We start from the raw sequence: 13,423 nt of genomic DNA, 5'->3' as shown, positions 1-13,423 counted from the left end.
CCATGAATCTATCGACGTCGCCTTGGTGGACGTGGGTGGTTATCGCCGGGTTGGGGGCGTTTCACGGACTCAATCCAGCGATGGGCTGGCTGTTTGCGGTCGCGCTCGGGCTGTATCGGCGCAGTCGGCGCGTCGTCATGTTATCGCTCATTCCGATTTCCCTTGGCCATGCCGTCGCGGCGGCTTGTGTGCTGACGGCCGGATTTTCGCTGAGCGCGGTGCTTGACCATCAAGCGTTGGGCCGGATATGCGGAGTGTTCCTGATTGGCTGGGCGGGATGGCATGCGTGGCGAGGCCATCGGATGCGCTCGCCCGTCGGCATGCAGGCCGGCTTCGTGGGCCTGACAGGATGGTCTTTTCTGATGGCTGGCGCGCACGGTGCCGGCTTGATGCTGATTCCGGCGCTGCTACCGATGTGCGACGGATTATCCACTAGCTCTGCGGCGGTGCGCGCATCGACTGATGTGTCCGCTAGCATATCAACCATTGCCACGATGGCATCGGCAGCGCTCTTTCTGCACACCGCTGCAATGCTGCTTACGACTGCCGTGATATCGCTGGTGGTTTTTGACCGTATCGGTGTGGCATGCCTTCGGACAAAGTGGGTGAACTTCGATCTTCTTTGGACAGTGTCGTTGTTAGGCTGCGGTGTTGCGCAACTGGGCCTCTGAATCGAGAAGACGTGAGCGGCTAGCCAACCCGTCTTGACGAGCGAGTCTAGGCGGCGGTCGAGAGAGCTGCCAGCAATGCGGCAGTAGCGCGTCGATGTCGTTGGCCTTGTGCGTCGGCAAGCGTGTCAGGACGTCCTTCAGGTAGGCGAGTGGATCGAGCCCATTCAATTGCGCCCAGCGGATCAAGCTCATGATGGCGGCCGCGCGCTGACCCGCACGCAGCGATCCGGCGAACAGCCAATTGGACCGGCCGACAGCCCGCGGACGGATCTGGTTCTCGACCCAGTTATGCCGACTCCCCGATTATGCCGCGTCATGAATCCACGCACACAACGGTTGGGCGAATCTCTATTCCTGGTTGCTCGGATTGTCGGCATTATTGGAGAGCCTCCAGGAAGGCGAGCAACGGATCTGGCGGTTTGTAGCGTGTCGGCGCGACGCCGCTCGCCGTGGCGTGCGCGAGCGCGCGTTCCTTGAGTTGCATGTCGGCGTGCAAGTAGATCTGAGTAGTCTCGGAGGACTCGTGACCGAGCCAGAGCGCGATTACGGTCAGGTCGACGCCGTGATGCATCAGGCTCATCGCGGCCGTGTGCCGAAGCGTGTGAGGCGTTATTGATTTTTTCTTCAGCGAAGGGCACGAGAGACGCGCGATTTCGGCGTTGTGCGACACGAGTCGCTGAAGAGCGTCGGCACTGAGATGACCACCGCGCCAACTGGGGAAGACCGGATCACCTGGTTCGCCTGGTTGATGCAACAGCCATTCTTTCAGGACGGCAACGACATCCGGTCGCAGCGGAGTGCATCTCATCTTTCTGCCTTTGCCAAGGCAACGGACGTGGGCGCCTGTGCCGAGTATCACATCCTGACGCCGGAGCGCGGTCAATTCGCCGTTGCGCAGACCCGTTTGAACCGCTACAAGAAGCAGAGTTCGGTCGCGGTTGCCGATCCACGTTCGTACGTCAGGCGCCCCTACCAGAGCGGCGGCCTCGCTTTCGGTCAGAAACTCAACAGGGCGGTGCTCGCAGCGTTTAGATGGAATTGCAAGAATGCGCTGACACTGCAGAAACAACGCAGGCTCGCTGACCGCGACGAACCGGAAGAAGGCATGCACGGCGGCAAGCCGCGTATTGCGTGTTCGCACCGAATTGCCTCTGCCGTGTTCGAGGTGCTGCAGGAATTCCTCGATCAACGACACGTCGAAGTCCTCGATTCGCAGTTTGACGGCGTGCGCCCCACATGCTTCGTGGCAAACGCTAGCAGCAGCCGGAACGTGTCACGGTAACTTGCCACCGTATGCGAACTCAGACCTTGCTGCTCGAGCAGGCGCTGGGTAAAAAACCGCTGAACGAGGGATGGGAGGCCGGCGGCGCTCACGGCCGCTCTCCCGGACAGTTCTTGTCGAGATAGGCTGCCGCAAGTTCAAGTAACTCAGGAACCGCTTCGATGTACCAGTACGTAAGGCCAACGTTGACATGTCCGAGGTAAGCGGCAAGTTTCGGCAATTCACGGCTCACGTCCAGACCGGCGCGATACCAATCGACCAGCCTTCCAGTCGCGAAGCTGTGCCGGAAGTCCTGGAGGCGCGGGCCGTAACCATCGCGCCCATCCTCTGTCGCCGATCGCAGACCGATCGCGCGTGACATTCTGACGAACATGCTTCGCGTTGTGCAGGCCTTCAGCCGGTTGCCGCGCTCACTAACCAGAAACGCCTCGCTCAATCGTAAAGGATAGACCTTATCGCGCTTCTGGGCATAGTGTTCGAGTGCCACCCGGTCGACTCTTGCACAGGAACAAAGCGAGACTTGCCGAACTTCGACTCCCGGATGGAGAGTATCCCGTTAACGAGGTCAACGTCGGACCGGTCGAGTCGAAGCGCTTCGCCTGGCCTGAGGCCCGTCGCTACAAGAAGCCCTATGAGCGTCGAATAGGTCAGTGCTCGCATGCCGGTTCGGGAGCGTAGTTGAGCGGCCTGGGTCATAAGCAGGTCAATTTCCTGTTCAGTGTAAATATGCGGGGCATTGCGCCGTCTTCGGGCAGTCAGGAGTCCTGCTGGAGGAATCTGGTTTCGACTGTCAATGACGTTCATCCATCTGGCGAATCCTCTGACTTGGGAGAGGCGCCGCCCCCAGGTGGCACGTTCGACGAGTACGGGAGCCGTCGCCCAGCGCAGAGCCAGATCGATGGTAATGAACTCGGCGCCTTCGTGTTCCAGAAGATCAACGAAATGACCGAGTGCCAACGCAGGTTCATAGAATGACGCCCCGAGAGCACGGCGGACCGCCACGTACCGTGCGAGAGAGTCAAGGATCGCAGTCATATTGCACCTCCTGCCATGGGCCACGAGCGCGATCCCGCGCAGGTCCTCAAACGCGACCTTTGCATAGATCGCGGTACTGTCCTACGAGCGGTGCCGCAAAACCTCGGCTATTTCCGCCATCGAGGCACCATGACGAATCATCGTCGTCGCCAGTCCGTGACGAAATAGATGTGCAGCGCCCCGGCACGCGGGCCGGAACCCGGCACGGGCGAAGGCCAGACGAACAATCTGGCCAATCGCCGACGGTCCTGCCAAGCCAATTCGCGGTGCCCACATGCGCAGGAAGACCCGTCGTGATGCGCTCACTCCGCGACCATCGCGAAGGTATGTCGCGATCGCCTCTCCAACCTCGGATGACAGCGGGACATGCTCCACCATTCGCCCCTTGCCATGAACGACGAGTTCTCCCGAACGCCAGTGAATGTCGTCAAGCTCGATTGCGACGATTTCTCCGGCACGTAGACCGAGCCGCGCCAGCAACAGCAGGATTGCATAGTCACGGCGACCGCACGGAGTCGACCGGTCTGCAGTTGCAATAAGAGCTTCTTGCTGCTCAGGCGTGAGGAACGTCGGCACAGTTGACTGTCGCCACTTACGAACTGAGGGCACTGACTCATACAGGTCTCGTGCCGTATCGCCGCGCAGAAAGAGGAAATGGCAGAACGAACGAAGCGCAACTGCCATCAGCCGCGTGTACTCCGACGACCGCCCTTTGCTGCGGGAAAGAAGGTGATTCCGGATCGTTACCGCGTCAAAGGCATCGGGCAATATACTTCCGTCGCCGGCCGCGTGGCTGTGGAGAAAGTCGCGAATGAAAGGCCCGTAGACAAGCAGCGAGTTCCCCGCGAGTCCACGATCCTGCCTCAGATGATCCAGGTATCGGCAATAGATGCGCGCGATCGCGGATTGGTCGCCCAACGTCGGCGAGTGCACGATGGCTTCGGCGCGCAGATAGGCGAGGAACTGCCGCAATGTGGCACGCTCGCGCTGGACGCGGTCTCGTGGGGCCTCGATCAGGCGCGTCATAAAACGAGTCGCGGCAGACTCATCGAGATCAATCAGGTCGATGTTCCTGCACTTCGTCCACCCAGAGAACGTACACAGGACTCTTCGTTTCTTGCGAAGCGTTACTTCGGAATAGTGTGCGGCGCGTAGACGATCAAGAAATGCATCAATGTGACGGGCCGGCAGCCCGCCGGATTCGCTGATTGTGCGTGTCGCCTTCATTTGATCTCTCCTGGCCAGCGAGATAGCCAGCCTGAGAAATCATACGGTTATGCCGACACAGCAATCACGAAAGACCATACCCACCGTCACGCGCATGCATGACGCGGCATAATCGGGAAGTCGGCACGTGTCCATCGACCAGATAACGCGTGAGCGCCTCCCAGCGCCTGAGGCTGTAGTCGAGCGCTTTGGCGATCGCCGATCCCTCGGAGACCAGTTTGCGCTGGGCGAGCATCCACTCATGTAAGGCATCGGCGATCGGCCGGGCACGCTCCTGGCGAACCTCGCGTCTTCGATCGGGCTTCAGTTCTGCGACGTCGCGCTCGACACCATAGTGCGCCGAAGTATTTCAGCGCCTGTTCGGCGATCTGACTCTTGTGGTTGGCGTGCAGCTCAAAGAACTTCCGTCTCGCATGGGCTACACATCCGATTTCAGTGAAACCCAGCTCGGATCCAGCCTTGTAGCCGCTGTGGTCGTCACATACCAGCTTGCCGCGCCAGTCACCGAGGAACCTGCGGGCAGGTTCGCCCGCTCGGCTATCGGCGAACTCATAGATCACGGCGCGCACGTCGGCGAACTGCGTGGTGGCATACGCCCATACGTACGCGCGCTGCGTCTTCCCTTTGCCGGGAACCAGCATCTGCACGGGTGTTTCGTCGGCGTGCAGTACGTCCTGCTGGAGAAGTACTTCGTGCAGCGCGTCGACCAGCGGCTGCAAGCGCACACCGCAAACTCCAACCCACTCGCCAGGCGTTGATTGAGCAATGGCCAGACCCGCGCGCTCGAAGATGCGTTCCTGGCGGTACAAGGGCAAGTGATCGCCGTACCTGGCGACTAACACCTGTGCGAGCAGTCCTGCAGTGGGAATACCCTTGTCGATCACATGAGGTGGAACAGGTGCCTGAACCGTAAGCGCCCGGCAATGGCACCCTGGGGAGTGCCTACAGCGATCAGGCGGTGATCGGCGCCCAGCGATGAGGCAGTAGCTGAGCGATGTGGTCGGCGCGATGCGTTGGCAAGCGATTCAGTACGTCTTTCAGGTAGACGTATGGATCATGGCCGTTGAGCTGCGCTGATCGAATCAGGCTCATAATCGCGGCTGCACGTTGGCCCGCACGCAAAGAGCCCGCGAAGAGCCAGTTCGCCCTTCCCAGGGCCCATGGACGAATCTGATTTTCCAGCCAGTTGTTGTCGATGGGCACATGCCCATCGACCAGGTAGCGTGTAAGCGCGTCCCATCGCTTGAGGCTGTAGTCGAGTGCCCTGGCGATCGCCGATCCCTCGGAGACCAGTTTGCGCTGACCGGTCATCCAGGCATGCAATGCATCGGCAATGGGTCGCGCTCGCTCTTGGCGCTCGATACATCTTCGATCGGGCTTCAGGTCTGCAACGTCGCGCTCGACGTCGTATAGCGCGACGAAGTATTTCAGGGCCTGTTCCGCGATCTGGCTCTTGTGGTTGGCGTACAGTTCGAAGAACTTCCTCCTGGCATGTGCCGCGCAGCCGATTTCAGTGATGCCCAGCTCGAATCCGGCTTTATAGGCGCTGTAATCATCACACACCAGCTTGCCACGCCATTTGCCGAGGAACGTGCGAGCATGTTCGCCAGCACGGCTATCCGCGAATTCATAGACCACTGCGCGCACGTCGGCGAACTGCGTGGTGGCATACGCCCATACATAGGCGCGTTGCGTTTTTCCTTTACCGGGAACCAGCATTTGCACCGGCGTCTCATCGGCGTGCAGCACACCCTGTTGCAGAAGCTCGTCGCGCAGCGCGTCGACTAGCGGCTGCAACCGCACGCCGCAAACGCCAACCCACTCGCCAAGCGTTGATTGGGGAATTGCAAGACCCGCGCGTTCGAAGATGCGTTCCTGACGGTACAGCGGCAAGTGATCGCCGTATTTGGCGACCAGCACTTGCGCGAGCAAGCCGGCGGTAGGGATGCCCTTGTCGATCACATGAGGCGGAACAGGCGCCTGAATCAGCGTTTCGCACGCCTTGCAGGCCCACTTGCCGCGAATGTGCCGCTCGACCGTGAACACGCCCGGCGTATAGTCCAGCTTCTCGCTGACGTCCTCGCCGATACGCACTCGCTGGCAACCGCAGGAGCACGTCTTGTCGTCGGGTTCATGGTGGATGTCGGTGCGCGGCAAGTGCGGAGGCAGCGGTGTGCGCCTGGGCTTCTGTCGTTGCTTATCCGGTGGTGTATCCGGCTGCAACTGCTCAAGTTCGATTTCGAGTGCTGCCAGATCGGCATCGATCGCCTCATTGAGCAGACTCAGTTGCTCGGCGTTGAGCTGCTCGCTGCGCTTGCCGAAATGCAGACGCCTGAGCACGGCAATCTCGTGTGTGAGCTGGTCGATGCGCGTCTTACGGTAGCGCAGTTCCCGCTCGTTCTCGCCGACCTGAGCCATCAACTGCGCAGCCAGTGTGCGCAGTTCGTCGGGGCTCAGAGCGTCGAGGTTGGCGGGCAGGTTCATGGGGCCAGTCTGCCAGAACCCAACCCGCTGCGGCAAGCAAGCCAGTTTACGTCTTTGGGGGTATTACACGACCGTAATCGCGTGATCGTGTGTGAGCGTCTGCCACGGTAGTCCGGTCACGAGCGCTCGCAACTGCTCGGGATTGAGCGCGGTGGCGATCGCCTGGTCCCCATTCGTCCAGATGAACCGCCCCTTGTTCAGGCGACGCGCAGCCAACCAGATACCGAACCCGTCGTACACCAGTACCTTCATGCGCGTCGAATGCTTATTGGCGAACAGGTAGGCGTGGTGCGGACGTGCCGCGCCGAACACCTTGACCACACGCGCCAGGACCGTGTCGATGCCGGCGCGCATATCGATGGGCTCCGTCGCCAGCCAGATCGCCTCGATGCGGATCATCGCAGCCACCCTTGCAACCAGGCGGCGCAATCGGCTGCGGCACAAAGCGGCCAGCGCACCATGACGGTCGCCGCTCCCCGGCGCACCTCGATCTGAATCTCCGTCGAAGCGGGCACCGCGCCCGGCGCCTGCAGTTGCAGCGGAACGAACTCCGCCGGCGGCACGCTCATCGACTGGCGCGCCTCACGTGCGAGGTCCTGTTCCTCCTGTGCAGCCACCCATCGGCGCAACAAATTCGCATTCAACTGGTAATGCAGCGCGACCGCAGCGATTGACACATTCGGCTGCATCGCCGCACGAATCACCTTCTCCTTGAACTCCTTGCTGTGCCGACGGCGCCGCCTCGGCTGCACCACTTCAGAACCCACTTCATTTTCGTTCATAGCGTACACGTGTCCATTAAAAAAATAGGTGGACACGATCGTCGCTTTCATGACCCGCCGGTTCAAGGTGACATGGCCGGGCGCTTACGATACAGCGGCCGCGACGCTGCATGGTGCCGTATGCACTGCTGCTGCGGGCAGGGTGTGTAAACGCAGAAACCCCACCTTTTCGGGGTGGGGTTTCTGGTGCTGCAGGGGAGCCTGACGATTACCTACTTTCACACGGGCAATCCGCACTATCATCGGCGTGGAGTCGTTTCACGGTCCTGTTCGGGATGGGAAGGGGTGGTACCGACACGCTATGGTCATCAGGCATGACTTGTTGTCGCGCTGCGGGGGTTCTGGGCCCGGGGCAGCACAACCAATCGGGAAGAAGTAGTTGCCGATGATGGCTCATCAGCGGGATGCGGGCTGTGATGTGTCGGGCACAACACCGGTCTCAACCTGAGCGCGTTACCCCCTTCGGGGGTGGGATCACTGTAAGCGCTGAAGCGCTAACATTGATCGACACAAAACACACTGGTTATAGGATCAAGCCTTACGGGCAATTAGTATCAGTTAGCTTAACGCATTACTGCGCTTCCACACCTGACCTATCAACGTCCTGGTCTTGAACGACCCTTCAAGGGGCTCGAAGCCCCGGGGATATCTCATCTTAAGGCGAGTTTCCCGCTTAGATGCTTTCAGCGGTTATCTCTTCCGAACATAGCTACCCGGCGATGCCACTGGCGTGACAACCGGTACACCAGAGGTTCGTCCACTCCGGTCCTCTCGTACTAGGAGCAGCCCCCTTCAAATATCCAGCGCCCACGGCAGATAGGGACCAAACTGTCTCACGACGTTTTAAACCCAGCTCACGTACCTCTTTAAATGGCGAACAGCCATACCCTTGGGACCGGCTACAGCCCCAGGATGAGATGAGCCGACATCGAGGTGCCAAACACCGCCGTCGATATGAACTCTTGGGCGGTATCAGCCTGTTATCCCCAGAGTACCTTTTATCCGTTGAGCGATGGCCCTTCCATACAGAACCACCGGATCACTATGACCTGCTTTCGCACCTGCTCGACTTGTCGGTCTCGCAGTTAAGCACGCTTATGCCATTGCACTATCAGCACGATTTCCGACCGTACCTAGCGTACCTTCGTACTCCTCCGTTACACTTTGGGAGGAGACCGCCCCAGTCAAACTGCCTACCATGCACTGTCCCCGACCCGGATCACGGGCCAAGGTTAGAACCTCAAACAAGCCAGGGTGGTATTTCAAGGACGGCTCCACGCAAACTGGCGTTCACGCTTCATAGCCTCCCACCTATCCTACACAGACCGGTTCAAAGTCCAATGCAAAGCTACAGTAAAGGTTCATGGGGTCTTTCCGTCTAGCCGCGGGGAGATTGCATCATCACAAACACTTCAACTTCGCTGAGTCTCGGGAGGAGACAGTGTGGCCATCGTTACGCCATTCGTGCAGGTCGGAACTTACCCGACAAGGAATTTCGCTACCTTAGGACCGTTATAGTTACGGCCGCCGTTTACCGGGACTTCAATCAAGAGCTTGCACCCCATCATTTAATCTTCCGGCACCGGGCAGGCGTCACACCCTATACGTCCACTTTCGTGTTTGCAGAGTGCTGTGTTTTTATTAAACAGTCGCAGCCACCAGTTTATTGCAACCCCTTCACCCTTCTGGCGCAGGCCAGTCAAGCTACCGGGGCGTACCTTATCCCGAAGTTACGGTACCAATTTGCCGAGTTCCTTCTCCCGAGTTCTCTCAAGCGCCTTAGAATACTCATCTCGCCCACCTGTGTCGGTTTGCGGTACGGTCATCGTGAAACTGAAGCTTAGAGGCTTTTCCTGGAACCCCTTCCAGTTGCTTCGCCGCCTAAGCGGCTCGTCCCATGCCCTTGAATTACGCGCCCGGATTTGCCAAAGCGCCTTCTCCAACACAGGAACCGGGACTTCCAACACCCGGACAACCTTCCGCGATCCGTCCCCCCATCGCATTTCACAATGGTGCAGAAATATTAATCTGCTTCCCATCAGCTACGCATTTCTGCCTCGCCTTAGGGGCCGACTCACCCTACGCCGATGAACGTTGCGTAGGAAACCTTGGGCTTACGGCGAGGGGGCCTTTCACCCCCTTTATCGCTACTCATGTCAGCATTCGCACTTCCGATACCTCCAGCACACTTTCCAGTGCACCTTCGCAGGCTTACGGAACGCTCTCCTACCATGCACATTGCTGTGCATCCGCAGCTTCGGTATATTGCTTAGCCCCGTTACATCTTCCGCGCAGGACGACTCGATCAGTGAGCTATTACGCTTTCTTTAAAGGGTGGCTGCTTCTAAGCCAACCTCCTGACTGTTTTAGCCTTCCCACTTCGTTTCCCACTTAGCAATATTTGGGGACCTTAGCTGGCGGTCTGGGTTGTTTCCCTCTTGACACCGGACGTTAGCACCCGATGTCTGTCTCCCGTGATTGCACTCTTCGGTATTCGGAGTTTGCTATGGCGAAGTAATCCGCAATGGACCCTTCAACCATGACAGTGCTCTACCCCCGAAGGTGATACACGAGGCACTACCTAAATAGTTTTCGGAGAGAACCAGCTATTTCCAGGTTTGTTTAGCCTTTCACCCCTATCCACAGCTCATCCCCTAACTTTTCAACGTTAGTGGGTTCGGACCTCCAGTACGTGTTACCGCACCTTCATCCTGGCCATGGATAGATCACCTGGTTTCGGGTCTACACCCAGCGACTGAACGCCCTGTTCGGACTCGCTTTCGCTACGCCTGCCCTAATCGGTTAAGCTTGCCACTGAATGTAAGTCGCTGACCCATTATACAAAAGGTACGCCGTCACCCCGCTTTAAGCGCTCTCGCGCTTAAATCCGCCCTAAGCGCGCAGCTGTCCTGTTTCAGACTCGATGTCTTTTGACGCACTCACTTCGTGAGCGCGCCCAAAGCGCTTAAAGCGGGGCTCCGACTGTTTGTATGCATGCGGTTTCAGGATCTGTTTCACTCCCCTCCCGGGGTTCTTTTCGCCTTTCCCTCACGGTACTGGTTCACTATCGGTCGATCACGAGTATTTAGCCTTGGAGGATGGTCCCCCCATCTTCAGACAGGATTTCACGTGTCCCGCCCTACTTCTCGTACACCCAGTTCTTCCTCGCTGTTTTCGCCTACAGGGCTATCACCTGCTATGGCCGCACTTTCCAGAGCGTTCGGCTAACAACAAAGATAAAGAGTACAGGCTGCTCCCATTTCGCTCGCCACTACTCTGGGAATCTCGGTTGATTTCTTTTCCTGCGGTTACTTAGATGTTTCAGTTCACCGCGTTCGCTTCACATGGCCTATGTATTCAGCCATGGATACCTCAAAAGAGGTGGGTTTCCCCATTCGGACATCTTCGGATCAAAGCTCGTTTGCCAGCTCCCCGAAGCTTTTCGCAGGCTACCGCGTCCTTCATCGCCTGTGATCGCCAAGGCATCCACCACATGCACTTGTTCGCTTGACCCTATAACGAGTGTGTCTTCCCGCCCTGTCCTCTGGGAACAGCAGCAGTTCAACATCGCTACAGGTTGAGTATTCGTGTTGCGCCGTATTCCAAAGCAATCTTTCGATCACCTTTAAAATACATCGATACAATCACAACCCTGATTCACCTACTCGGACACCCATCTCGAGGCACCCTTTCGTGAATCTCTTTACTACTTCTTCCTGATTGTTAAAGAACGACAGCCGATAGCATGATCACCGATCACCTATCACTCTGACTGGCTCAATCGCCAATGCAAAACGCTCTGCACCGCATACCGCCGGCAGAACACTGCGCATTGAGGATTGGTGGAGGATGACGGGATCGAACCGACGACCCCCTGCTTGCAAAGCAGGTGCTCTCCCAGCTGAGCTAATCCCCCAGTCATGCACGCACACCGCTGTGCGCATCCGCTACCCCAGGGGTGCACCGATCAGCCACCGCAGACAATGGTGGGTCTGGATGGATTCGAACCATCGACCCCCGCCTTATCAAGACGGTGCTCTAACCGACTGAGCTACAGACCCCTGAGTCTGTCTTTTTCACAGCCGATAAGCGTGAGCGCTCAACGTTGAACACGTGTTGGCTCGAGAAAGGAGGTGATCCAGCCGCACCTTCCGATACGGCTACCTTGTTACGACTTCACCCCAGTCATGAATCCTACCGTGGTGACCGTCCTCCTTGCGGTTAGACTAGCCACTTCTGGTAAAACCCACTCCCATGGTGTGACGGGCGGTGTGTACAAGACCCGGGAACGTATTCACCGCGGCATGCTGATCCGCGATTACTAGCGATTCCAGCTTCACGCAGTCGAGTTGCAGACTGCGATCCGGACTACGATCGGTTTTCTGGGATTGGCTCCCCCTCACGGGTTGGCAGCCCTCTGTTCCGACCATTGTATGACGTGTGAAGCCCTACCCATAAGGGCCATGAGGACTTGACGTCATCCCCACCTTCCTCCGGTTTGTCACCGGCAGTCTCCCTAGAGTGCTCTTGCGTAGCAACTAGGGACAAGGGTTGCGCTCGTTGCGGGACTTAACCCAACATCTCACGACACGAGCTGACGACAGCCATGCAGCACCTGTGCGACGGTTCTCTTTCGAGCACCCCGGCCTTTCAGCCAGGCTCCGTCCATGTCAAGGGTAGGTAAGGTTTTTCGCGTTGCATCGAATTAATCCACATCATCCACCGCTTGTGCGGGTCCCCGTCAATTCCTTTGAGTTTTAATCTTGCGACCGTACTCCCCAGGCGGTCAACTTCACGCGTTAGCTACGTTACCAAGTCAATGAAGACCCGACAACTAGTTGACATCGTTTAGGGCGTGGACTACCAGGGTATCTAATCCTGTTTGCTCCCCACGCTTTCGTGCATGAGCGTCAGTATTGGCCCAGGGGGCTGCCTTCGCCATCGGTATTCCTCCACATCTCTACGCATTTCACTGCTACACGTGGAATTCTACCCCCCTCTGCCATACTCTAGCCCGCCAGTCACAAATGCAGTTCCCAGGTTAAGCCCGGGGATTTCACATCTGTCTTAACGAACCGCCTGCGCACGCTTTACGCCCAGTAATTCCGATTAACGCTCGCACCCTACGTATTACCGCGGCTGCTGGCACGTAGTTAGCCGGTGCTTATTCTTCCGGTACCGTCATCCCCCCGCCGTATTAGGGCTGAGGTTTTCTTTCCGGACAAAAGTGCTTTACAACCCGAAGGCCTTCTTCACACACGCGGCATTGCTGGATCAGGGTTGCCCCCATTGTCCAAAATTCCCCACTGCTGCCTCCCGTAGGAGTCTGGGCCGTGTCTCAGTCCCAGTGTGGCTGGTCGTCCTCTCAGACCAGCTACAGATCGTCGCCTTGGTAGGCCTTTACCCCACCAACCAGCTAATCTGCCATCGGCCGCCCCTTGAGCGCGAGGTCTTGCGATCCCCCGCTTTCCTCCTCAGAGCGTATGCGGTATTAATCCGGCTTTCGCCGGGCTATCCCCCACTCCAGGACACGTTCCGATGTATTACTCACCCGTTCGCCACTCGCCACCAGGGTTGCCCCCGTGCTGCCGTTCGACTTGCATGTGTAAGGCATGCCGCCAGCGTTCAATCTGAGCCAGGATCAAACTCTTCAGTTCAAACCTGTTACTGTTTTTCGGTTGTTTTACCAACCGGTCGCTCACTCAACGTACTGACGAATGATCCAGCCGTCTCGCGACGGCCAAACCTTCCTTTCATTACTGTGTGAGACTTGATACCTTCGCCTGTCCTGACAGGCCCAGAAAGGACCCGCCAGCGCGTCGCCATCAAGCGCCCACACTTATCGGCTGTTAGTTTTTAAAGATCGATCCGCTTAAGCAAGCCGCTGCTTGCAGCTGCTTTTTTTTCGCGCCCCTCATCAGAAGGGAGGCGAATTATGCGGA

Annotated in this window: 7 protein-coding genes, 2 tRNA genes, 3 rRNA genes and 3 pseudogenes; 1 reads left to right on the top strand and 14 read right to left on the bottom strand. The window is 58.0% G+C overall.

Annotated elements, in window-relative coordinates:
- The first annotated feature begins 2 nt into the window (after nt 1–2).
- Nucleotides 3–671 carry a hypothetical protein gene (locus tag B0G77_RS34490; RefSeq protein WP_133666257.1) on the top strand — a complete coding sequence of 223 codons (669 nt, stop codon included), beginning with the start codon at nt 3–5 and terminating at the stop codon, nt 669–671.
- Nucleotides 672–737: 66 nt separating this feature from the next.
- Here B0G77_RS34490 and B0G77_RS34485 read toward each other — a convergent pair.
- The 14 genes and pseudogenes from B0G77_RS34485 to B0G77_RS34425 form a co-directional block, all read right to left on the bottom strand.
- Nucleotides 738–962 (bottom strand): annotated as a pseudogene (locus B0G77_RS34485) (transposase domain-containing protein); the annotation flags it as partial.
- An 85-nt stretch (nt 963–1,047) separates the two neighbouring features.
- A pseudogene (locus B0G77_RS34480) lies at nt 1,048–2,045 on the bottom strand (tyrosine-type recombinase/integrase).
- Nucleotides 2,042–2,440 (bottom strand): hypothetical protein, encoded by a 399-nt coding sequence (locus B0G77_RS44885; protein WP_243751442.1) that lies wholly within the window; start codon nt 2,438–2,440, stop codon nt 2,042–2,044. Before B0G77_RS44885 ends, B0G77_RS34480 begins: the two are co-directional and overlap by 4 nt.
- A complete protein-coding gene (locus B0G77_RS44880; RefSeq protein ID WP_243751422.1) occupies nt 2,386–2,613 on the bottom strand; it encodes a tyrosine-type recombinase/integrase in 228 nt (75 codons plus the stop codon). The genes B0G77_RS44885 and B0G77_RS44880 overlap by 55 nt, the downstream gene beginning before the upstream one ends.
- Nucleotides 2,614–3,069: 456 nt before the next feature.
- Nucleotides 3,070–4,014, bottom strand: a complete 945-nt coding sequence (locus B0G77_RS34470; RefSeq protein WP_243751336.1) for a tyrosine-type recombinase/integrase — start codon at nt 4,012–4,014, stop codon at nt 3,070–3,072.
- Nucleotides 4,015–4,336: 322 nt separating this feature from the next.
- Nucleotides 4,337–5,123, bottom strand: a pseudogene (locus B0G77_RS34465) (IS66 family transposase); the annotation flags it as partial.
- Nucleotides 5,124–5,166: 43 nt separating this feature from the next.
- Entirely contained in the window at nt 5,167–6,699 is a 1,533-nt protein-coding gene (locus tag B0G77_RS34460) for an IS66 family transposase (RefSeq protein WP_133662131.1), read from the bottom strand.
- Between the two features lie 63 nt (nt 6,700–6,762).
- Nucleotides 6,763–7,098 carry an IS66 family insertion sequence element accessory protein TnpB gene (gene tnpB / locus B0G77_RS34455; protein WP_133662130.1) on the bottom strand — a complete coding sequence of 112 codons (336 nt, stop codon included), beginning with the start codon at nt 7,096–7,098 and terminating at the stop codon, nt 6,763–6,765.
- Nucleotides 7,095–7,481, bottom strand: coding sequence for a transposase (locus B0G77_RS34450; RefSeq protein WP_243750967.1), 387 nt, complete (start codon nt 7,479–7,481; stop codon nt 7,095–7,097). The genes tnpB and B0G77_RS34450 overlap by 4 nt, the downstream gene beginning before the upstream one ends.
- A gap of 199 nt (nt 7,482–7,680) precedes the next feature.
- Nucleotides 7,681–7,794 (bottom strand): 5S ribosomal RNA (rrf, locus tag B0G77_RS34445).
- A gap of 214 nt (nt 7,795–8,008) precedes the next feature.
- A 23S ribosomal RNA gene (locus B0G77_RS34440) occupies nt 8,009–10,994 on the bottom strand.
- Between the two features lie 327 nt (nt 10,995–11,321).
- Nucleotides 11,322–11,397 (bottom strand) — tRNA-Ala (locus tag B0G77_RS34435).
- A gap of 68 nt (nt 11,398–11,465) precedes the next feature.
- Nucleotides 11,466–11,542 (bottom strand) — tRNA-Ile (locus tag B0G77_RS34430).
- Nucleotides 11,543–11,607: 65 nt separating this feature from the next.
- Nucleotides 11,608–13,138 (bottom strand): 16S ribosomal RNA (locus B0G77_RS34425).
- The 16S, 23S and 5S rRNA genes sit together here with 2 tRNA genes alongside, the layout of an rRNA operon.
- Between the last annotated feature and the right edge of the window lie 285 nt (nt 13,139–13,423).

It is taken from the genome of Paraburkholderia sp. BL10I2N1 (assembly GCF_004361815.1).
In the GTDB taxonomy this organism is placed as follows: domain Bacteria; phylum Pseudomonadota; class Gammaproteobacteria; order Burkholderiales; family Burkholderiaceae; genus Paraburkholderia.
The sequence above is the reverse complement of the archived record's forward strand: the minus strand, read 5'-3'. Positions and strand labels throughout refer to the sequence as shown.